Origin of the sequence: Synechococcus sp. R6-5 (assembly GCF_047461775.1) — a bacterium.
In the GTDB taxonomy this organism is placed as follows: Bacteria; Cyanobacteriota; Cyanobacteriia; order Thermostichales; family Thermostichaceae; genus Thermostichus.
Map to the genome: position 1 here is coordinate 1 of NZ_JANSHV010000063.1, position 19263 is coordinate 19263.

Genomic DNA, 19263 nt, shown 5'->3' on the forward strand with positions numbered 1-19263 from the left:
GCGGGGCTCCTGCGATTTCTAGCTGACCAATCCGCGCTACATCATCAATTTCCCCACAAAACGCCACTGGCGGGGGAAGTCGCGGATCGAGGATATAGAAGCTGGGCTGAAGTCCCTTGCCGAGGAGATCAGGCATCTTGGTCTGCGCTCAGTCGCTTTGCCACCCCTAGGCTGCGGCCTCGGGGGTCTTCATTGGCCCGATGTGCGCTCCCGCATCGAGCAGGCGCTAGCAGAACTTCCCGACGTCCACATCCTTGTCTTTGAGCCCACCGGGCCTCAGCCTTTACCGAAGAGCATGCGCCGCGGCCAGATCCCTTCCTTGACGCCGGGAAGAGCGGTGCTGGTGGGCCTTATGGAGCGCTATGTAAACGGTCTACTTGTTCCGTTTGTCTCTTTGCTTGAGCTGCACAAGCTGATGTACTTCCTGCAGGAAGCCGGGGAGCCGCTTCGCCTGCGATTTACAAAGGGCGTTCATGGACCCTACGCCGAGAACTTGCGGCATGTTCTCAAAGAAATCGAGGGATATTACATCTCTGGGTACGGATCGGGGAGTGACCGACCAGACAAGAAGCTGGAGCTGGTGCCTGGCGCCATCGAGGAGGCCAACAGCTATCTCGCCGATCAGCCAGAGACGAGAGAACGCTTTGAGCGTGTCAGTGACCTCGTGGAGGGCTTTGAGTCGCCCTATGGTCTGGAATTGCTGGCTACTGTCCACTGGATCGTGACTCGTGGGCACCCTTCTACGACGGCAGAGTTGGTGGAAAGCTTCTACGCCTGGGGAGATAGAAAACAACAATTCAGTAGCAAACAGATCCTGCTTGCCGCTCGAGTTTTGGCAGAGAAGGGGTGGTTCAAGGCACTTCCAACAGAGCCGCTTGCGGCCAGCCGAAGCCAGTTCGAAACACGGCCCTAGCGCTCTGCACTACTTCCGGTCTGGAACCTGCGAACACGACTACCCCTTGCCTGCAGCAAGTACCTACTCATAAATCCAGCTTTGGGCAACCGGTGTCCAGCTCACCAATTCCGACTCATCGAACCAAAGGGCGATCTCCCGCTGCGCGGTTTCAACTCCATCGGAGCCGTGAATGAGGTTGCGGCCAATGTCGATGCCAAAATCGCCGCGAATGGTGCCCGGTTCTGCCTCCAGGGGGTTGGTCTTGCCGATGAGCTTACGGGCGGCAGCAATCACCCCTTTGCCCTGCCAGACCATAGCCACCACCGGCCCAGAGGTGATGAACTGAACCAAACCGGGGAAGAAGGGGCGCTCCTTGTGTTCGGCGTAATGGGCTTCCGCCAGCTCTTGGCTCACTTGCACCAGCTTCAGGCCCACCAATTGGTAGCCCCGGCTCTCCAGGCGCTGGATGATGGTGCCCACCAGCCCCCGCTGCACGCCGTCTGGCTTGATGGCAATAAAGGTGCGCTCCATGGGATCTCCCCTCGTTTTACAGATCTTCACCGCTATCCTTGTACCGGATCGGGGATCCCGAGCGCAAGGGAGCAAAATTGGCGCTTTTTACGCGCCCACCACTGCCAAGGTCAGGAAGGCAGCCCCCACCACTGTAATCGCCCAGCCGGCCCAGCGAGTTAAGCCAGGGATCCGCAACCCCCAGCGTTCTGCTGCCCAAAGGGCCAGGAGAGCTACCCCATACTGGACGGTGCTCAACCCCAGTAGATATCCCACCCAAGGCATGGGTTGGGCGCCGATAATGGTTTCGGCGTAGGCATAGCCATGGAATAGCCCCGCCAGGGATCCCCCTATTAGCAAGAGCCAACTTGGGATCTGCCGCGGTTGCACCAGCAGCAAGCCGAAGAGAACCACGGAAGAGGCAATGGCCAGCTCCGTCAGTCCCAGGGGATCCCAGCCGGCCAGGTGGATCCCAGTGCCCACCAGACCCGCTAGCACAAAGCCCAGCGGGATCCCGTAGCGCCAGGGCTGCCCCGCCGCCACAAGACCGATGGCCACGACGAAGGCCAGGTGATCCAAGCCAATGACAGGGTGAGCCAGCCCGGAGAGAAATCCCTCCCAGGCCGTTGCAGGCAGTTTCCCTCCCAGGGCGTGGTGGGCAAAAGCCGGCGAAAAAAACGACGCCACAACCGCCAGGGCGCCCCCAACAGCGGCAAAGCTGGGGATCCCTTCCTTCCGCCACCGCCCAAGCGGCGATGGGACTTGCTGCCACAGCCAAGACATGCTTTTGGACCTCCCTGAGTTCTCTCAATAGCTGCCCAGATCTCCCAGTCTAGGGGCGCTCTCTGTACCCTTGCAGATTTTCCGGCTCAAACTGGCGCAAAATCCGCGTGGCTTCGCGGAGGCGGGTTTCGTTCTCTTCTTCCACAATGAGCACGTACTTGCCCGCAGCGAGGCGGTTGCGGTAAGCCAAAGCATCGCCGGAGCCACCAGACAAGCCCACTCCGCCGCCGACGAAAAAGCTGCCCATGGCCCCGCCCATCGCGCCCAATAGGCCGCCGATCAGGTGGTTGCCTATAGGTCCCGCCCAGGCAAAGGTATCCAAACCACTCAAAACGCTGAACCCCACCCCGGCCAAAAAGCCAAAGGGCACCAACCAAATGGCCAAACGCTGCATCTGACGGCGGGCCGCTTGGGCCGGGTCAATCAGCCCAAACTCGTCGGCACTCTTGTAGCCCCGCCCCAGCAGATGCAATCGCTCCAGGGAAAAGCCGGCTTGTTCCAGGGCGCTGTAGGCCGCCTCAGCGGCTATGCGATCCGGCAGTACCGCGATTAAATAGCTCATGGACCCGGGGATCCAATCCGTTCCACATCTTATTGTCTGCCAAGTTTGAGCGAGGATCCCTGTGACCCAGTCTGGCTCCACTAGCGCTCCATCTACTAGCCTCTACCAGCGCTTTTACGAAGTGGTGCGGCGGATCCCGCCGGGCCGAGTAGCCACCTATGGGCAGGTGGCGCGGGTTGCCGGTTACCCCGGCTATGCTCGCCAGGTGGGCTATGCTTTGTTTCGCCTGCAAGGCCAAAACACCGACATCCCTTGGCACCGGGTGATCAACGCCCAGGGCTGCATTTCCTACTCCCCTTTTCGCCTGGGCTACGACGACCTGCAGAAAGCGCTGCTGCAAGCCGAAGGGATCCACTTCGACGCCGAGGGCCAGGTGGACTTGCAACAATTTGGCTGGGATCCAGGGGAAGTTTAACCTAGGCTTGACCTAACCTTAAACAGGTCATAGCGAAACCCCAATCCCAGCCTTGGTAACGTGAACGCGGATGCGTCCTCTCTTGTGGATGGAGTGAAGGAATTGTCATGAAACCAGCTTGCCGTGCTCGAGGGTCTGCCCCTGCCAAGAGATGGCTCCCGGATTGGCTGAACCCTCTGGCCAGGTCCCTGTGGGTCGGGTTGTGGTGTTTGGTGCTGAGCCTGGCCAGCGCCTGCGGTAGCAGCAGCTCGGTTCCCCCAACCGGCGGAGGGGCTGGGTTTATCGCCTCGGATCCCAATGTGGCTCTCTCGACTCAGCCGCCCGCTTTTACCCTGCAAATCCTACATGCCAGCGACTTGGAAGCCTCGATCGCTGCCGTACAAGATGCGCCGCGCTTCTCGGCGGTGGTGAACGCTCTGCGCCCCCAATTCCCAAATACGGTGGTGCTCTCCAGTGGGGACAACTATATCCCCAGCCCCTTCTACAACGCCAGCACAGATCGGTCTCTGCAAGGCCGTTACAACCTCACCCCTGGCAAAGCCGATATCGAGATCATCAACGCCATTGGCTTTGAGGCGGCTGCCTTCGGCAACCACGAGTTCGACCAGGGCACGCGCCAAATTCGCGACCTCATCCGGCCCGACACTGGCCGCGGCTACGCTGGGGCTCGTTTTCCCTACTTGAGCGCCAACCTCAGCTTCAGCGGTACCGGCGAATTGGCTAGCTCTGACTTTGCTGCTGATGGTCAAGAGGCCAGCTCTATCCGCGGCAAGATCGCCAAGACGGCGGTGATCACGGTAGGAGGGCAGCGGATCGGTCTGGTGGGAGCCACCACCACCCGTTTGGCGGCCATCTCTAGCCCCGGCCCCGAGGTGAGGGTAGAAGGCAGGGTGGACGATACTGACCAGGTGAGTGCCGCTCTAATCCAGGGCTTCGTCGATCAACTCACCGCTCAGGGCATCAACAAAATTATCCTCCTAGCCCATCTGCAACAGTTGCAAAACGAGGTAGCCCTGGCCAGCCAATTGCGAAATGTGGACATCATCATTGCCGGCGGATCCCACCGGGTGATCGCCAAGCCCACCGATCGCCTGCGCACTGATTTGCCCGATACCCGCACGGGTGACTACCCCATCTTGCGCTCCTCCGCCAGTGGTCAACCGGTGGCGGTGGTCAACACCGGCTCCAACTATCGCTACGTGGGCCGCCTGGTGGTCAGCTTTGACGCCAACGGGGTTATTGCCCGCATCGATCCGGTGAGCGGTGCCTATGCCACCGACGACCAAGGGGTAGCAGCTGTCAGGGGCACCCCCAATCCCGACGTAGTGCGGATAGCCAACGAAATTGGCAACATCATCCGCACCAAAGATGGCCGCACCTTCGGCTCCACCACCCAATTTCTCAACGGCCTGCGGGCAGAGGTGCGCACTGAGGAAACCAACCTGGGCAACCTCACTGCCGATGCCAACCTGGCCTACGCCAGAACGGTTGATCCTTCTACGGTCATCTCCCTGAAAAATGGTGGCGGCATTCGCGCTCCCATTGGGGCTACCACAGGGGGTGGCGGCGGCGAGCCGGTGCGGCGGATCCCACCGGTGGCTAACCCTGAGGCCGGCAAGCAGTCCGGTCAAATCTCTCAGCTGGACATCGAAACCGCCCTTGCTTTTAACAACGGCCTCTCTCTGTTGACCGTCACCGCTGAGGAACTGAAGCAGATAGTGGAACACGGGGTGGCGCAAACCCAGCCAGGAGCCACGCCAGGCCGTTTCCCGCAAATTGGCGGCTTTGCCTTTAGCTTTGATCCCTCGCGGCCACCGGGATCCCGCGTCCTCTCCTTGCGGGTGGATACGCCCACAGGTCGGGATGTGGTGGTGCGCAACGGCCAAGTGCAAGGGGATCCCAGACGCACCTTCCGCCTGGTGACCCTGGACTTCTTGGCCAACGGTGGGGATGACTATCCCTTCCCTCGCCTGTCTAACCCCAACCGGGTCAACTTGGCCCCCAGCTCTGGCATTACCTTCGACACCCCCGGCAGCGAGCAAGATGCCTTGGCTCGGTATTTGCGGCAGATCGGCGTGTTCACCGAACCGGACACCCCGCCGGCCCAGGATACCCGCATCCAGAATCTGTCGGCCCGCCCCGATACGGTGCTGCAAGGGCTGTAGATTGGGTTAATGGACTGAGGCGGATGGATCCGGAGGAGTAGGGATTCCGATGCCAGACTCACTTCTTGCAAAAGGGGAGAGTGGCTTGGGTTAATTCCCTCAGCAACGCCATAGAAAATGTCTTGAGCTTTTTAGGAAAGACTACAGGAAGGGATCCCTGGCCAGTGTCAAGGATCCCTTTTCTTTTTCCCACTTCCATCCCCGCTGTTGTTGCTTGGCAAGGCTTACACGAATGCCCGGACGGGCTGTGAACCTTTTGGGCATTGCTCCCAACAAATTCATGGATTCTGTATACGAATCGAATTGCAGATTGAAGGAGGAATCATTACCATCAAGGGTGACGTTCGCTCCTTTTGCTGTTCATGACTCTGGAGAAGTTTTTTACCCAGCTCAACGCCAATGGCTTAGCCATTGCGCTTTTGCTCTTTGCCACCCCTTGGGTGGTTTGGGTTCTCTGCGACTGGATCCCAGGCCAATGGGAGGAGCCTTTTTTGCTCAGCTTAAGTATCGGCTTGGGAGCGGTAACTCTTGTCCTCTGGGCGGGCTACTTGGCCTATGCCACCAACACCGCCGGCTGGCAGGCGGTGGTGAAGCAGGCGGATATGTTCTTGCTGCTGGTGCCTCCCTGGACTTTTCTTAGCTCCATCTGGGTGGCGCGGCAGCGCATGCCTCTCTCGCGGGTGCCGGCTTTTCGCACCTTGCAAGGGATCGGCATTTTGGCGGCAGTCTATCTTATTTTTTCTTGGCTCAGTCGCCGGGTTTATCTTGTCTTTTTTTCCTACATGCCCTTTTCGGCTTTCTTGTGGATCCTGGCAGGGCTGTTGGGGGTGGCGTACATCGGCTATCGCATCATCTTCGGGGATCCGCCCAAGTACCCGCCTGAAACCTGAGGGGACGGACAGCAGGGACTAAAATCAAGGGAGACCTTTTGCAACTTGGCAATGGTGACCGTCCCTCTGACTTCAGCCCTGAATATCGACTATCGTCCTCTGCAGGAGCTGTTATCGGCGGGAGCCTGGCTGGAGGCGGATCGGCTGAGCCTACAACTGCTATGTCGGGCGGCAGGAGAGGGGGCGGCGCGGCGGGGCTGGCTGTATTTTTCCGAGGTGAGCCGGATCCCGGTCGAGGATCTGCGCACGATCGATCGCCTGTGGCGGGCGGCCTCCGGGGATCGCTTTGGCTACTCGGTGCAGCGACAATTGTGGTTGGGGGTGAACCGCAACTGGGAGCGCCTTTGGCCCCTCATCGGCTGGAAACAGGGCTACCACTGGACTCGCTACCCCGACGAGTTCATCTGGGATCTCTCCGCCCCCAAGGGCCACCTGCCCCTTTCCAACCAACTGCGGGGGGTGCGGGTTCTGGAGGAGTTGCTCACCCACAAGGCTTGGGAAGAAGTGTCTGGCTGAGCATCCCTGGTTACTGGCTAAATCATAATTGGACTAGACTGTGGCCGAGCAACTGCAACTAACCCAATTTCCCAACTTGCCTATCGACCTGGCCCAGGCCTGTGAGCAGGCCATCCAGGCTACACGGCTGGCTATGCAAGCAGGATATCGCCGCCTGCTCATCGAGATCCTGGCCCCCGACATCAAGCCAGAAGTATTGTCCCGCCCGTTCTTGGAGCTGCTGCAACCGCCTGCTTTGGTGCTATTCAGCGATGCCGGCGGAGCAGCCCTGGCCCAGCGGGAATGGGGATCCCTGCCAGAAGGGATTGAATTACAGAGCTTGACTTCCCGGACTCAACCTACCCCAGAACAGAGCCTCCTGCTGGTGATGCCAGCGGTTTACAGCTTGGATCAGGTGGAGCGGGTTTGCCAAGCGGTCAGCGGCGGGGATCCCTCTGGACTGACTTCCAAAGGACGGGATCCCAAACCCGTCGTTCTCCTCAACCCCCAATTGCAGGATGCCGCCACCGTGGGGGTGGGTCTGGCCGGTCGCCGACTGCGTCAGCGGTTCCTGAGCACCTTTGAGACCAGCTACTACCTGCGCTCCCTGGTGGAGGGGGCCCTGTTTCGGGCCTATCCGGATCCCTGGAGCGTGTGGCAGCAGGAAGAGCCCGGCCTCTACAGCGTTCTCAAAACCTTTGTGGCCCGACCCAGCGGGGAAGAAGTAGCCGAACTGTTCCGGGCCCGCAGGAAAAAGGGGCTCTGGTGGAGCTGGCGGCGCTGGCTGGGATCCCTGTGAGGGTCAGGATCTCATGGGGAGAGAGGCCAGGGGTGAGGGTTAGTACTATCTCAAACTCTTTTAATAAAGACTATAAAGCTCCCCGCCTCATCTCTATTTCGGTGATATGATCACACCACGCTAGGAGTGTCTGGGGATCCCCCCCCCAGGCTGAGATTACATCCTCAGAACCTGATCTGGTTCATACCAGCGTAGGAAAGCGAGCACTGGAGTTGACAACATGCGCAGCGAATGGGTTGCCCGTCGCCGTGGGCAAGCAAATGTAACGCAGATGCACTTTGCCCGTCAGGGCGTGATTACCGAAGAGATGGAGTATGTGGCCCAGCGGGAAAACCTGCCGCCGGAACTGATCCGCTCGGAAGTGGCCCGGGGTCGCATGATCATCCCTGCCAACATCAATCACACCAACCTCGAGCCGATGTGCATTGGGATCGCTTCCCGGTGCAAAGTCAATGCCAACATTGGCGCTTCCCCCAGTTCCTCAGGATTGGCGGAAGAGTTGGAGAAACTGAAATTGGCCATCAAATACGGCGCCGATACCGTTATGGATCTGTCCACCGGCGGGGGCGATTTGGATGAAATTCGCACAGCCATTATCCAAGCTTCTCCAGTGCCCATTGGCACGGTGCCCATCTACCAGGCCCTAGAAAGCGTGCATGGCAATGTCGAAAAACTCTCGGCAGAAGACATCTTGCATATTATCGAAAAACAGGCCCAGCAGGGGGTGGACTACATGACCATCCATGCCGGGATCCTGATCGAATATCTTCCGTTGGTACGCCACCGCCTGACGGGAATTGTTTCTCGTGGGGGTGGGATCCTGGCCCGTTGGATGTTGGCCCACCACAAACAAAACCCGCTTTATACCCACTTCCGCGACATTATCGAGATTTTCAAGAAATACGATGTTTCTTTTAGTCTGGGAGATTCTTTGCGACCGGGATGTTTGCACGATGCCTCTGATGAGGCGCAACTGGCGGAGTTGAAAACCCTGGGCCAGCTGACCCGCATGGCCTGGGAGCACGATGTGCAGGTGATGGTAGAAGGGCCGGGGCACGTGCCGATGGATCAAATTGAATTTAACGTGCGCAAGCAAATGGAGGAGTGCGACGAAGCTCCCTTCTACGTTTTGGGGCCTTTGGTAACCGATATTGCGGCAGGCTATGACCACATCAGCTCCGCCATTGGGGCGGCCTTGGCTGGCTGGTATGGTGCGGCAATGCTCTGCTACGTCACCCCCAAGGAACACTTGGGTTTGCCCAATGCTGAGGACGTGCGCAACGGCCTCATTGCCTACAAAATTGCCGCCCATGCTGCCGACATTGCCCGTCACCGGCCTGGGGCCAGGGATCGCGATGATGAGATGTCCAGAGCTCGCTATAACTTCGACTGGAACCGGCAGTTTGAATTGTCTTTGGATCCAGAACGCGCCAGAGAATATCACGATGAGACCTTGCCAGCAGATATCTACAAAACGGCAGAGTTCTGCTCCATGTGTGGGCCAAAGTTTTGCCCCATGCAAACCAAAATGGATGCAGAGGCTTTGAGTGAGCTGGAGCAGTTCTTGGCCGCGCAGCCAACAGGGTAAGCCTTGGTTCATCCCCAATCCAATGGGTTGAAACCATCTTCTGTCCTGCCTATGGACTGGATTGGGATCCCTGTCTCAAGTTCTCAAGAAGTCAGGTCTAGAGCCCTGTCTTGCTGCAGGGATCCCTACCCTTCGGGGTGGGGAGTGTGTCAAGCTGATCTGTAGAAGAACCATTGCAGTTGGCTCAATTGAGCACAGAGGATGACATGGCACTTAGACAACTCGGGCATGTCGCCATCCGGGTAGAGGACATTCCCAAGGCGGTGGAGTTCTACCAAAAGCTGGGCATGGTCAACGTCTGGCAGGATCCCGACTGGGCCTACATGAAGGCAGGAGAGGATGGGCTGGCGCTACTGGGGCCGGGCTACCGCGCGGCAGGGCCTCACTTTGGCTTTGTCTTCGACAGCATAGAGGAGCTTCGGCAAGAGCACCAGCGCCTGAAATCCCAAGGGATCCTGGTGGGGGAAATCCACAGCCACCGGGATGGCACTGCCTCTTTCTATGGCAAGGATCCCGACGGCAACCTGTTTGAGTTTTTGTATGAACCTGCGGGAACCTTCGACCAAGCCAAGGCAGCCCAAGCCACAGCTTGACTTAGCACCTTGAGGGCGCTCCCCCAAGTACTCTCAGTTTGTCCAACGCAAAGGGATCCTCTTGTACACAGGGGATCCCCTTCTTGACCGGCTTTAGGAATACCCCTTGCCCAATTTGAATCGGCAGGAGCTGCCCACTCAGTCACCAGATCTGCTGGAGGTTTGCACGTACAAAATCACCAGGAAGATGGCGGGCACCAGAACGACTAAGAGAGTGGCCAAGATGCCCAGGTAGTTCGTCTCCATAACTCCAAATGCCACAAGCCCAACTGGCAGTCAGCATACCACTCTTGAGTACGACTTGCCCAAAGGGAAAACGGGCGGGCCAAGGCTAGGGCTTGGTTTTGACCGAAACATCCCCCAACACCTTGGTCTGGCAAGCAAGGCGGTAGCTGTCGGGCTTGCGCTTGAGCTTGCGGTTTTCCGCCTCGGTGCGAGGGGAGAGATGCTCGGATCCCTCGACAATCTCCACCACACAGGTGCCACATTGGCCGTTGCCGCCGCAGTTGAGCAGCTTGGCCATCATTTTGTAGAGATCGATCTGGTTTTCCAGAGCCTTCAAGCGCAAGTTAGCGCCTTCAGCGACGAAGATCTCTCGGTTCTCGTTGACGAAGCGGATCGTTGCCATACCCCTGCCAGAAACCACGACACCTTTCAGACTGAGCCAGGAGAGCGCTCACAGTTGCTAAGTATTGTAACATTTTAAGTCATATTTTTAATCTCTGGCGAGAGATCTGGGATGATGATGCCTAAAGTGAGACGGCATCCTGCCTGAAGCCACTCAGGTCGGTAGCGTTTCGTTATACTGTTTGATGCCCGTGATGGAAATTCTGAGAGCGATATCCTCTTGGGTGCGCTCAGGGGTTCAAGCGGGTGCGGCACCCCCCGACTCTGAAGAGACTGCTCGGGTCAGGATCCCAGGTAAGATGTCGGCTTAATTGTTTGACTGGATATCGCGCAAGTGTTGGAGAACGTGGAGGACCGAGCTTTATGGGACTACCGTGGTATCGGGTCCATACGGTTGTACTGAATGACCCAGGTCGCCTGATCGCGGTTCACCTGATGCATACCGCTCTGGTAGCAGGTTGGGCCGGGTCGATGGCGCTCTATGAAACGGCCATTTTCGATCCGTCGGATCCTGTCCTGAATCCGATGTGGCGTCAGGGCATGTTTGTCATGCCATTTATGGTTCGCCTGGGGGTGGTCAACTCCTGGGGCGGTTGGAATATCTACGGCGAGAGCGTTGCCAATGCGGGCTTCTGGACGTTTGAAGGGGTAGCCACTGCCCATATCGTTTTGTCCGGCTTGCTCTTCTTGGCTGCCTGCTGGCACTGGGTGTACTGGGATCTGGAGCTGTTCCGGGATCCCCGCACCGGCGAGCCGGCTTTGGATCTGCCGAAAATATTTGGGATCCACCTGCTGTTGGCCGGGATCCTCTGCTTTGGGTTTGGCGCCTTTCACCTGACGGGGGTGTTTGGCCCAGGGATGTGGGTGAGCGATCCCTATGCGACGACGGGACACGTCCAGCCGGTAGCACCGGAATGGGGGCCAGCCGGTTTTAACCCCTACAACGCCGGAGGGGTGGTGGCCCACCACATTGCTGCAGGCATCGTGGGCATCATTGCAGGTCTATTTCACATCACGGTACGCCCACCCCAGCGCCTCTATCGCGCTCTGCGAATGGGGAACATCGAGACGGTGCTTTCCAGCTCGATTGCGGCGGTGTTTTTTGCCGGTTTTGTGGTGGCCGGAACCATGTGGTACGGCAGCGCCACTACCCCTGTGGAGCTGTTTGGTCCCACCCGCTACCAATGGGATTCTGGCTATTTCAACCAGGAGATTAACCGCCGGGTAAATGCGGCTATGGAAGCCGGGATGACCCGCAGCGAGGCCTACAACTCCCTGCCCAAATCTTTGCTCTTCTACGACTACGTGGGCAACAGCCCGGCCAAGGGGGGTCTGTTCCGAGCTGGCCCCATGAACAAAGGGGATGGCATTGCCATCGAGTGGCTGGGCTACCCGGTGTTCCGTGACCGCGAAGGGCGCGAGCTGACGGTGCAGCGGATGCCCAACTTCTTCGAGACCTTCCCGGTTATCCTGCGGGATGCCGATGGGGTGGTGCGGGCAGACATTCCCTTCCGTCGGGCAGAGTCTCGCTACAGCTTTGAGCAGGTGGGCGTGACGGTGGAGTTTTACGGCGGCAAGCTGGACGGTCAGGTGTTTACCGACCCGGCAACGGTTAAGAAGTATGCCCGCCAGGCCCAGTTGGGTCAGTTGTTTGAGTTCGACCGAGAAACCCCCAAGGCGGACGGCACCTTCCACACCAGCCCCCGCGGTTGGTTTACCTTTGCTCACGCCGTCTTTGCCCTGCTGTTCTTCTTTGGCCACATCTGGCACGGCGCTCGCACTCTCTTCCGCGATGTGTTCGCCGGTATTGACCCCAATATGAGCGAGGAAATGGTGGAGTTCGGCGTCTTCCAGAAAGTGGGGGATCCCACTACCCGCAAGGTGCAGGAAGCCTAGAGCCCTTTTCGGCGATGCCGTCGGCACTCTGCTTCACTTTGGAGATGGGGTGCTGGCGGCTCTGAGTTAATCTGGAATCAAGCCCCCCTTAGCAATCCTTAGCAATTCTGACTTGGAGGTTTCGTATGGAAGCCATCACCTACACCTTTATCCTGTTTTTGACGTTGGGCCTTTTGTTTTTCGCAGTTGCCTTTCGGGAAACTCCGAGAATTACCAAGAAGTAACCCAGGGTAGTGGCTGCCGTTCCTGCTGTGCCGGGCTCAAGCAAGGCAGAGGGAAGGTCAGTCTCTTTTGAGATTTGTGGTTTAGGCTTAGTTCTGGATGGGGCCGGAGCTCCCTCCGGCTTTCTTGTTTGTGGCCGGATAGGGGCAACTGGGAGTGGAGTGATTCCAAAATAGTCAAGCAGTGGCCACCCGAGGATCCTTTGGGAGAGGAGCGGGGAGAGTTCTCAGCCCTGTTGAGACCATTCTTGTTAGCCTTCAGTATTCTGTAGGAGAACGCTTGTCCTACTGCTCAAATTGAACTCGCTAAGGATGCCTTAGGATGGCTTTTGGGATCCCAGAGACAGCTTAGCTTGGGTTCAGATTCAAGATTGGGTTAACGATGGCAACAGTGCTGCTGGTGGAAGATGATCCGATCAACGCCCGTGTTTTTGAGAAGGTGTTGCGACGGCGGGGAGGTTTTGAGGTCTTTCACAGCCAGGATGTGGAGCAGATTTTGAAGCTGGCCCAGGGGCACGAGGTGGATGTCATTTTGTTGGATGTTTCCCTGTCCCAGAGCACCTTTCGCGGCGAGGCGGTGGACGGGATCCGCATTGCCCAACTGTTGAAGGCGGATCCGAAAAGCAGCTCCATCCCCATCATTTTGGTGACGGCCCACGCCATGCGCGGCGACCGCGAGGCATTCTTGGCCCAGAGCGGGGCGGATGGTTATATCGCCAAGCCAGTGGTGGATCACGAGGAGATGGTGAATCAAGTTCGCCAGGTGTTGTCTCAAGGGCCGAGGCAGGAGTGAGCTGTCCCGGAGAAGAATGGAGAAGAAGAATTAGGCGGCGAAGCTGTGCAAAATCGACTGCCAAAAGGGGATCCCATCTTGCCCTGGCAAATCGGGATCTGCTGCCCGCTCAGGGTGGGGCATCAAACCCAAGATCCGACCGCTGGGATCGCAAATGCCGGCGATGTTGTCCACAGAGCCGTTGGGCGCAACCGGAGCATAGCGAAAGACGATCTGCCCTTGATCCTGCAATTGCTTGAGGGTATCCGGATCACAGGTGTAGCGGCCTTCCCCATGGGCGATGGGCAGGGTTAAGGTGGATCCCTGGGGATACGCGCTTGTCCAGGGGAGATCCTGCCGTTCTACACGGATCCCCACTCGGTCGCAGATAAAGTGCAGGTTGGCATTGCGCACCAGCACCCCCGGCAGCAGGCCCGCCTCTGTTAAGATCTGAAAGCCATTGCAGATGCCCAGCACATAGCCCCCTCGCGCTACGTGCTCCTTCAGGGATCCCATCACCGGGGCAAAGCGAGCAATAGCCCCGCACCGCAAATAATCCCCATAGCTGAAGCCCCCCGGCAGCACCACCACATCCAGCTCCGACAAATCCGTCTCTCGGTGCCAGATCAGCCGCGTTGGGCAGCCCAAGAGGCCGCGGGTTACCCAGGCTACATCTCGGTCGCAGTTGGAACCCGGAAAAACAACAACGCCAAACCTCACGCCAGCCATTGGGATCCCTTAAGTGAGAGGAAAGAAGATGGTCAGATTAGAGGGATGGAAGAGGGGTTGGGGGTATTTTTGGAATGGCCATCAGATCAACCCCAAATCGCGTGAACCCATCAAATTAACCACCGATGGCAGCCACTTGGATTTGATAAGTCTCAATCACCGGGTTGGCCAGCAGTTGATGGCACAGCTCATCCACCTGGCGGTGGGCGGTCTCGGCGTCGGGGGCCTCTAGCTGCAGTTGGATATACTTGCCAATGCGCACCTGCTGTACCTGGGTATGCCCCAGCTGATGCAAGCTGGACTGAACCGCAGCCCCGGCGGGATCGAGAACAGAGGGGCGTAGGTGAATCTGAATCTGGGCCTGGAACTGCATAGAATAAAGGCTGGATCTGTTACCAGTGTATCAGTCGGATCATCACAGCTTTGGGTTCAGTCATGGATGCGTCGCGCGTGGTGGCCATTGCCCACAACGTTTTCCGGGAAACGATTCGGGATCGGATTCTCTACCTGGTGATGGTATTTGCGGTGGCCATGCTGGGAGCCACTGTTTTGATCCCGCAGGTGGCCAACCAGGCCCACAACAAAATCATTGCCGACCTGGGGTTGGCAGCCATTCACTTCTTCGGCCTGATCGTGGCCATTTTCGTGGGCACAGGGCTGGTGAATAAGGAGATTGAAAAACGCACGGTGTATGTGCTGATCGCCAAACCCATGAGCCGGGCAGAGTTCATTGTCGGCAAGCATCTGGGCCTATCGGCGCTGCTGTCGGTGCTGGTGCTGCTGATGACGGTTGTGTTTCTGCTGAGCTTGCTGCTGGTGCAGGCCCCGATCCCCCTTTTGGCCATTCTCTGGGCAACAGTCTTCACTTTCTTAGAGCTGGTGCTGATTGTTGCCGCAGCCCTGCTGTTCGGGGTTTTCACTTCCTCGATTCTGGCCACCCTCTACACCATTGCCCTGTTCCTGATGGGCCATGCCAGCCGCGCCCTGCTGCAACTGAGCAAGCTGGTGAAAGATGCCGGATTTGGCAAACTGTTTGAGGTGATTTATTTGATCCTGCCGGATTTGGAGCGCCTCAATTTGAGAGATGCTGCGGTTTACGGCCAAGTTCCGCCCCCAGCAGAACTTCTCGGAGATGCACTGTACGGCTTGGTTTACACCCTTTTGCTGCTGATTCTGGCAGTGTTGGTGTTCGCCCGGCGTGAGTTCTGACGTTACCTCTTCCCCCATGCGTTTTTTCCACTTCTATACGCCTGAACAGGTGCCTTCATCCGGGATCCCGGAGTGTGCGGTGGCCATTGATGTGCTGCGGGCCACCACCACCATTGCCACAGCGCTGGCAGCAGGAGCAGAAGCGGTACAGGTGTTTGCCCACCTGCAGCAGCTCCAAGAGGCAAGCCAAAACTGGCCGGCTTCCCAGCGGCTTTTGGCCGGGGAACGGGGGGGCAAAGCGGTGGCGGGGTTTGATCTGGGCAACTCCCCCCTCGACTACACTCCCGACCGCGTGCGGGACAAGCGCATCTTCCTGAGCACCACCAACGGCACGCGCAGCCTACAGCGCCTGGAAGGGATCCCAGTGGTGATTACAGCAGCCCTGGTGAACTTGGGAGCCGTGGTGGATTTTCTCAGACGGGGCTCCTTTGCCGAGGTGTGGCTGGTGGGATCCGGGTGGGAAGGGGCCTTTTCGCTGGAAGATACTGCCTGTGCCGGAGCCATCTTGCATCGCCTGGGCTGCTCTTTGAACCAGTTGGGCAACGACGAGACCTTGGCGGCCTTGGCCCTCTACCAAACTTGGCAGGATGATCTGCTGGGTTTGTTGCGGCGCTCTAGCCACGGGCAACGGTTGTTGGGTCTGGGGCCGGAAAACGATAAGGATCTGGCCTATTGTGCCCAGCTGGATCGTCTCTCAGTGGTGCCCCGACAGGTTCAGCCTGGGGTTTTGGCCAGTGGCGGGTAGATTCTGGACAGGTGGAGCGACCTGTGGATCCCACCACCCTCTGAGCTGGAAGTAGGCGGCCATTGTCAGCATGGGCTGGATCTCAACAGGCCGGGCGTAGGCTTGGGGATCCTTCCACGCCAGATATGGTCTTCGGCTAACCTGCTTGTGCCGTGTCGGGAGCGATGCCCAGCGCTTTCTGGTGCAGCCACGCCTGCCATTCCCCTGGGATCAGCTTGTTGTTAAACGCATCGCCAGAAACAAACATATCCCGCTGATTCTGGGCCAACACAAAAATGGAGCGGCGATCGAAATGGGAAGTGAGTTTGTAGAGGGTGTAGGGGCCTTCTGAGTAGAGGGTCAGAGTTTCCTGATCCAGGCCATGGCGGCTGCTTTGGCCGTAGGCCCGCAAGACCATGTTGATCAATCGCTCATAGTGCATAGACCGCAGATTAGAAAGCTACACAGAACATAGACAGATATTACGGAAGCCGCTGCCAAGGCCCGAGCGGCTCAGGTGAACCCAGCATAACAAATCCCCCTGGATGGCCACGCAACGCTAACGCGAATGAAAACGCGAATGGACAAGATGCAGCGTCAAATGCAGCAGAAAAATGCGGTAGAACTTAAGGCAAGCCATCACGCAACCCTCTTGCACAGGCAGCCCCCCCATGGCCAACATGGCGCCCCGCCCACCCCACCCCACAGAGCCTGTCCGCATTGGCATCGTCGGCGCTTCCGGCTACGGAGGGGTACAGTTGGTGCGGTTACTGAGCGAGCATCCCGGCGTGCAGATCACCTACCTGGCCGGGCAAGACAGTGCCGGCAAGCGCTACGGGGATCTCTATCCCCAGTTGGCCCAGGCGGTGGATCTGACCGTTCAGCCGGTAGAGGTGGATCGCATTGCCGCCAACAGCGATGTGGTGTTTTTGTCTCTCCCCAATGGGCTGGCTGCCGAGCTGGCCCCGCCCTTGCTGGCCAAAGGGTGCAAAGTCTTAGATCTGTCGGCGGATTACCGCTTTCGCAACCTGGCCACCTACCAATCTTGGTACCGCATGGGTCAGACGGATCCCAACTGGCCCAGCCCTGCCTATCGCCAGGCCAATGAGCAGGCGGTCTATGGGTTGCCGGAACTTTATCGCGAGGCGATTGCCCAAGCCCAACTGGTGGGCTGTCCCGGCTGTTATCCCACTGCCTCATTGTTGGCGGTTGCTCCTCTGCTGCGGCAGGGGTTGGTGGAGCTGGACAGCCTCATTTTCGATGCCAAATCCGGCGTTTCGGGGGCAGGTCGTACCCCCAAGGTGGGATCCCTGTTTGCCGAAGTGGACGGCTCTCTGGCAGCCTATGGAGTGGCCCAGCACCGCCATACGCCCGAGATCGAGCAAGCTTGCACCGACCTGACCCACACCCCCATCACCGTGCAATTTACGCCTCATCTGGTGCCCATGGTGCGGGGGATCCACGTCACCTTGTATGCCACCCTGCGGGATCCCGGCTTTGTGGGGGAAGATTTGCTCACCATTTACAACGCTTTCTATCGCCAATCTCCCTGGGTGAAGGTGCTGCCGCGGGGGGTTTACCCGCAAACCAAATGGGTCTCCGGCACCAACACCTGCATGATCGGGGTGGAGGTGGACAGCCGCACCAACCGCGTTATTGTCCTGTCGGTGATCGATAACCTGATGAAAGGGCAAGCAGGGCAGGCGGTGCAGTGTCTCAACCTGATGATGGGATGGCCGGAAACGTTGGGTTTGCCTCGGCTGGCGTTTTACCCCTAGCTATAATGCCGGTAATCCCCTTGAGGCCGGTTCTGTCCATGTCTGAACCTCTGGATCCCGCTTTGCCCCAAAATGCCCCGCCCAGCGCAAAGGTTGCCTCAGATGCCGTCAATGGCGCTGCTGAGGGCCTGAACTGGGAGGAGCTGTGGCGGCAGCTGGAAGCGGGCTGGCAGGATCTGCCCCGGCGCTCCGAAGAGACGGTGCAACAGACCCTGGCTCGCCTGCAACTGGAGTGGGGCGGGCTGTGCCGAGAGGCGCGGGATCGGCTGCAAAGCGCTCTGGAACAGTCGAGAACGGCAGGATCCCCAGAGCCCATCCACCGAGAGCTGCAAGCGCTCTTGCCCCTGCTTAACCCCTGCCAATGGGAAGTGGTCATTGGCTCTTTGCGGCAGGCTGCGGATCGCGCCTGGGTGGCCAGCCTACTGTATCACGGCTTACAGGAACCGGCCCATCCAGATGGGATCCCTTCTTGGGCTCAGACGCTAACCTCTGACCAACGCTCTGCTCTGGAGGCGATGAGTGCCCGTGCCTATGGCAACAGCCGCCTGCCTTTGGTGATGGACAAAAGCGGCCAGATTCAAGTAAAGGCCTCAGCCGCCTTGTTGGCCGCCTTGATCGCCATCGAGATCGGCAGTGTGGGTTCGGCAGGTGCCTTGTCCTTGCTGGGCACACCGGAGCTGCGCAAGCTCTTGAATGCCGAGGGCAAGCTGCGGCGAACCGGCTTAAAACAGGGACGAACTGCCCTCACAGAAGAAGAATGGCAAACGCTGCGCCGTTGGCTGGATCCCAAGGAATCTCCTCCCGACTGGTATCTCAATCTGACCCAAGTGGGGATCCAGACCACCCAAGTGGGGGACTATGCGGCACGGCGGCTGCGGGAGTTTTTCCAGAGTGAGTGGATTAAGCTCGTGATCCCCCCCTTGTATCACCTGGTCATCGATGCAGTGCGGCTACTGACGGGAGAAGTGTTTCTCAGTGTGGGCACCACCCTGGAATCGGCTTTGGAATCGGCAGAGGCAGGGCGGCGACTGGAGTTGGTGCTGCAAGCCTTGCCCCAGGCGCGGAACATTCCCAGACCCAACCAGATCCAGGCTGCCATCCCTGCTGTGGTGGAAGCTGCCGAGAAACTCCTCAGACCTCTGCTGGCGCGCCAGTTAATGACGGTGGCGGACATCTTCGATCCGCCCATTCGCAACGAGAGCCTAAATGAATTGGGGCGGCAGCTCAACCTCTGGAACCCCTTCCAGTTTTTGCTCACCTGGAGCACGGCCGGCTGGCTGGAGGCCCTTCTGGATCAGATCAGCGAGTTGCAGCAGACCTACCCGGAAATGCCCCTGTGGGAGAGCTATCGCCAGGGCCTTGAAACGGCAGTGCAAGCTCCACGGGTGATGGATCAGGCGGAGGCTCTGCGTCTAACGGCCAAGAGTCTGGATCCCAAGTTGGATCCCTTGGAAGATTGAGTAGATGATGCATAGGGAAGAAAATTTCCTACAGCATCCACAAAGTGAGGCTGGCAGGCTAGGTGGAATCTTTTCTACGCCAAAGACAAATCTGCACGGGTTGTAGAGGGTGGCCGGCGGACTGGTCTGATACATTTACGCTGAACATTGCT

23 protein-coding genes, 1 pseudogene and 1 riboswitch are annotated in these 19263 nt (G+C 58.5%); of the genes and pseudogenes, 16 read left to right on the forward strand and 8 right to left on the reverse strand.

Annotated features, from left to right (window positions below; translation table 11 throughout):
• Positions 1 to 40: 40 nt before the first annotated feature.
• Positions 41 to 199: pseudogene (locus NW818_RS03735) on the forward strand (macro domain-containing protein); the annotation flags it as partial.
• A gap of 3 nt (positions 200 to 202) precedes the next feature.
• The gene (locus NW818_RS03740; RefSeq protein WP_414423867.1) at positions 203 to 913 is read left to right on the forward strand and encodes a hypothetical protein; all 711 of its coding nucleotides are present in this window, start codon (positions 203 to 205) and stop codon (positions 911 to 913) included.
• 63 nt (positions 914 to 976) lie between these two features.
• Here NW818_RS03740 and ndk read toward each other — a convergent pair whose 3' ends face one another.
• From ndk to NW818_RS03755, 3 genes are all read right to left on the reverse strand, one after another.
• Positions 977 to 1426, reverse strand: coding sequence for a nucleoside-diphosphate kinase (ndk, locus tag NW818_RS03745; RefSeq protein ID WP_414407652.1), 450 nt, complete (start codon positions 1424 to 1426; stop codon positions 977 to 979).
• Between the two features lie 87 nt (positions 1427 to 1513).
• Positions 1514 to 2188, reverse strand: a complete 675-nt coding sequence (locus NW818_RS03750) for a HupE/UreJ family protein (RefSeq protein WP_414423868.1) — start codon at positions 2186 to 2188, stop codon at positions 1514 to 1516.
• Between the two features lie 49 nt (positions 2189 to 2237).
• Positions 2238 to 2750: a hypothetical protein gene (locus NW818_RS03755; RefSeq protein WP_414423869.1), complete on the reverse strand. Its 513-nt coding sequence runs from the start codon at positions 2748 to 2750 to the stop codon at positions 2238 to 2240.
• Positions 2751 to 2811: 61 nt separating this feature from the next.
• Here NW818_RS03755 and NW818_RS03760 point away from each other — a divergent pair, with 61 nt between their 5' ends.
• From NW818_RS03760 to NW818_RS03790, 7 genes are all read left to right on the forward strand, one after another.
• The gene (locus NW818_RS03760; RefSeq protein ID WP_414329999.1) at positions 2812 to 3165 is read left to right on the forward strand and encodes an MGMT family protein; all 354 of its coding nucleotides are present in this window, start codon (positions 2812 to 2814) and stop codon (positions 3163 to 3165) included.
• A 212-nt stretch (positions 3166 to 3377) separates the two neighbouring features.
• The gene (locus NW818_RS03765; RefSeq protein ID WP_414374435.1) at positions 3378 to 5330 is read left to right on the forward strand and encodes a bifunctional metallophosphatase/5'-nucleotidase; all 1953 of its coding nucleotides are present in this window, start codon (positions 3378 to 3380) and stop codon (positions 5328 to 5330) included.
• Between the two features lie 362 nt (positions 5331 to 5692).
• Positions 5693 to 6220 carry a hypothetical protein gene (locus tag NW818_RS03770; protein ID WP_414423870.1) on the forward strand — a complete coding sequence of 176 codons (528 nt, stop codon included), beginning with the start codon at positions 5693 to 5695 and terminating at the stop codon, positions 6218 to 6220.
• Between the two features lie 51 nt (positions 6221 to 6271).
• Positions 6272 to 6736 (forward strand): GUN4 domain-containing protein, encoded by a 465-nt coding sequence (locus tag NW818_RS03775; protein ID WP_414330005.1) that lies wholly within the window; start codon positions 6272 to 6274, stop codon positions 6734 to 6736.
• Positions 6737 to 6776: 40 nt separating this feature from the next.
• Complete coding sequence (locus NW818_RS03780; protein ID WP_414423871.1) at positions 6777 to 7514, forward strand: DUF1995 family protein; 738 nt, start codon at positions 6777 to 6779, stop codon at positions 7512 to 7514.
• 112 nt (positions 7515 to 7626) lie between these two features.
• Positions 7627 to 7729: riboswitch (TPP riboswitch) on the forward strand.
• A 5-nt stretch (positions 7730 to 7734) separates the two neighbouring features.
• Positions 7735 to 9102 carry a phosphomethylpyrimidine synthase ThiC gene (gene thiC, locus NW818_RS03785; protein WP_414423872.1) on the forward strand — a complete coding sequence of 456 codons (1368 nt, stop codon included), beginning with the start codon at positions 7735 to 7737 and terminating at the stop codon, positions 9100 to 9102.
• Between the two features lie 206 nt (positions 9103 to 9308).
• Positions 9309 to 9695 carry a VOC family protein gene (locus NW818_RS03790; RefSeq protein ID WP_414412964.1) on the forward strand — a complete coding sequence of 129 codons (387 nt, stop codon included), beginning with the start codon at positions 9309 to 9311 and terminating at the stop codon, positions 9693 to 9695.
• A 138-nt stretch (positions 9696 to 9833) separates the two neighbouring features.
• Here NW818_RS03790 and psbM read toward each other — a convergent pair whose 3' ends face one another.
• On the reverse strand, positions 9834 to 9941 hold the full coding sequence (gene psbM / locus NW818_RS03795; protein ID WP_071818137.1) for a photosystem II reaction center protein PsbM: 108 nt from the start codon (positions 9939 to 9941) through the stop codon (positions 9834 to 9836).
• A gap of 85 nt (positions 9942 to 10026) precedes the next feature.
• The gene (locus NW818_RS03800; RefSeq protein ID WP_414350488.1) at positions 10027 to 10323 is read right to left on the reverse strand and encodes a 2Fe-2S iron-sulfur cluster-binding protein; all 297 of its coding nucleotides are present in this window, start codon (positions 10321 to 10323) and stop codon (positions 10027 to 10029) included.
• 362 nt (positions 10324 to 10685) lie between these two features.
• Here NW818_RS03800 and psbB point away from each other — a divergent pair, with 362 nt between their 5' ends.
• The 3 genes from psbB (at position 10686) to NW818_RS03815 (ending at position 13232) form a co-directional block, all read left to right on the forward strand.
• On the forward strand, positions 10686 to 12218 hold the full coding sequence (gene psbB / locus NW818_RS03805) for a photosystem II chlorophyll-binding protein CP47 (protein ID WP_011431948.1): 1533 nt from the start codon (positions 10686 to 10688) through the stop codon (positions 12216 to 12218).
• A gap of 125 nt (positions 12219 to 12343) precedes the next feature.
• Positions 12344 to 12442, forward strand: a complete 99-nt coding sequence (locus tag NW818_RS03810; RefSeq protein ID WP_011431949.1) for a photosystem II reaction center protein T — start codon at positions 12344 to 12346, stop codon at positions 12440 to 12442.
• Between the two features lie 379 nt (positions 12443 to 12821).
• Complete coding sequence (locus NW818_RS03815) at positions 12822 to 13232, forward strand: response regulator (protein ID WP_414330017.1); 411 nt, start codon at positions 12822 to 12824, stop codon at positions 13230 to 13232.
• Between the two features lie 30 nt (positions 13233 to 13262).
• Here the strand turns inward: NW818_RS03815 and purQ are convergent, their stop codons facing one another.
• Both purQ and purS read right to left on the reverse strand, forming a co-directional pair.
• The gene (gene purQ / locus NW818_RS03820; RefSeq protein ID WP_414423873.1) at positions 13263 to 13940 is read right to left on the reverse strand and encodes a phosphoribosylformylglycinamidine synthase subunit PurQ; all 678 of its coding nucleotides are present in this window, start codon (positions 13938 to 13940) and stop codon (positions 13263 to 13265) included.
• Between the two features lie 115 nt (positions 13941 to 14055).
• The gene (purS, locus tag NW818_RS03825; protein ID WP_414423874.1) at positions 14056 to 14313 is read right to left on the reverse strand and encodes a phosphoribosylformylglycinamidine synthase subunit PurS; all 258 of its coding nucleotides are present in this window, start codon (positions 14311 to 14313) and stop codon (positions 14056 to 14058) included.
• 62 nt (positions 14314 to 14375) lie between these two features.
• Here purS and NW818_RS03830 point away from each other — a divergent pair, with 62 nt between their 5' ends.
• Together NW818_RS03830 and NW818_RS03835 are read left to right on the forward strand one after the other, a co-directional pair.
• Entirely contained in the window at positions 14376 to 15149 is a 774-nt protein-coding gene (locus NW818_RS03830) for an ABC transporter permease (protein WP_414330211.1), read from the forward strand.
• Between the two features lie 16 nt (positions 15150 to 15165).
• Positions 15166 to 15894: a 2-phosphosulfolactate phosphatase family protein gene (locus NW818_RS03835; protein WP_414388265.1), complete on the forward strand. Its 729-nt coding sequence runs from the start codon at positions 15166 to 15168 to the stop codon at positions 15892 to 15894.
• Positions 15895 to 16030: 136 nt separating this feature from the next.
• On the opposite strand, the gene NW818_RS03840 is transcribed toward NW818_RS03835, so the two are convergent.
• Complete coding sequence (locus NW818_RS03840) at positions 16031 to 16315, reverse strand: hypothetical protein (RefSeq protein WP_011431955.1); 285 nt, start codon at positions 16313 to 16315, stop codon at positions 16031 to 16033.
• Positions 16316 to 16544: 229 nt separating this feature from the next.
• Between NW818_RS03840 and argC the strand changes: the two genes are divergently transcribed.
• Complete coding sequence (gene argC / locus NW818_RS03845) at positions 16545 to 17651, forward strand: N-acetyl-gamma-glutamyl-phosphate reductase (protein ID WP_011431956.1); 1107 nt, start codon at positions 16545 to 16547, stop codon at positions 17649 to 17651.
• A gap of 38 nt (positions 17652 to 17689) precedes the next feature.
• On the forward strand, positions 17690 to 19111 hold the full coding sequence (locus NW818_RS03850) for a hypothetical protein (protein ID WP_414423875.1): 1422 nt from the start codon (positions 17690 to 17692) through the stop codon (positions 19109 to 19111).
• The last annotated feature ends 152 nt before the right edge of the window (positions 19112 to 19263 follow it).

Coding starts and splice junctions, on each gene's coding strand:
- ndk (WP_414407652.1), bottom strand. CDS start 1,426: ATGGAGCGCACCTTTATTGCCATCAAGCCAGACGGCGTGCAGCGGGGG.
- NW818_RS03750 (WP_414423868.1), bottom strand. CDS start 2,188: ATGTCTTGGCTGTGGCAGCAAGTCCCATCGCCGCTTGGGCGGTGGCGG.
- NW818_RS03755 (WP_414423869.1), bottom strand. CDS start 2,750: ATGAGCTATTTAATCGCGGTACTGCCGGATCGCATAGCCGCTGAGGCG.
- NW818_RS03770 (WP_414423870.1), top strand. CDS start 5,693: ATGACTCTGGAGAAGTTTTTTACCCAGCTCAACGCCAATGGCTTAGCC.
- NW818_RS03775 (WP_414330005.1), top strand. CDS start 6,272: ATGGTGACCGTCCCTCTGACTTCAGCCCTGAATATCGACTATCGTCCT.
- thiC (WP_414423872.1), top strand. CDS start 7,735: ATGCGCAGCGAATGGGTTGCCCGTCGCCGTGGGCAAGCAAATGTAACG.
- NW818_RS03790 (WP_414412964.1), top strand. CDS start 9,309: ATGGCACTTAGACAACTCGGGCATGTCGCCATCCGGGTAGAGGACATT.
- psbM (WP_071818137.1), bottom strand. CDS start 9,941: ATGGAGACGAACTACCTGGGCATCTTGGCCACTCTCTTAGTCGTTCTG.
- NW818_RS03800 (WP_414350488.1), bottom strand. CDS start 10,323: ATGGCAACGATCCGCTTCGTCAACGAGAACCGAGAGATCTTCGTCGCT.
- psbB (WP_011431948.1), top strand. CDS start 10,686: ATGGGACTACCGTGGTATCGGGTCCATACGGTTGTACTGAATGACCCA.
- NW818_RS03810 (WP_011431949.1), top strand. CDS start 12,344: ATGGAAGCCATCACCTACACCTTTATCCTGTTTTTGACGTTGGGCCTT.
- NW818_RS03815 (WP_414330017.1), top strand. CDS start 12,822: ATGGCAACAGTGCTGCTGGTGGAAGATGATCCGATCAACGCCCGTGTT.
- purQ (WP_414423873.1), bottom strand. CDS start 13,940: ATGGCTGGCGTGAGGTTTGGCGTTGTTGTTTTTCCGGGTTCCAACTGC.
- purS (WP_414423874.1), bottom strand. CDS start 14,313: ATGCAGTTCCAGGCCCAGATTCAGATTCACCTACGCCCCTCTGTTCTC.
- NW818_RS03830 (WP_414330211.1), top strand. CDS start 14,376: ATGGATGCGTCGCGCGTGGTGGCCATTGCCCACAACGTTTTCCGGGAA.
- NW818_RS03835 (WP_414388265.1), top strand. CDS start 15,166: ATGCGTTTTTTCCACTTCTATACGCCTGAACAGGTGCCTTCATCCGGG.
- NW818_RS03840 (WP_011431955.1), bottom strand. CDS start 16,315: ATGCACTATGAGCGATTGATCAACATGGTCTTGCGGGCCTACGGCCAA.
- argC (WP_011431956.1), top strand. CDS start 16,545: ATGGCCAACATGGCGCCCCGCCCACCCCACCCCACAGAGCCTGTCCGC.
- NW818_RS03850 (WP_414423875.1), top strand. CDS start 17,690: ATGTCTGAACCTCTGGATCCCGCTTTGCCCCAAAATGCCCCGCCCAGC.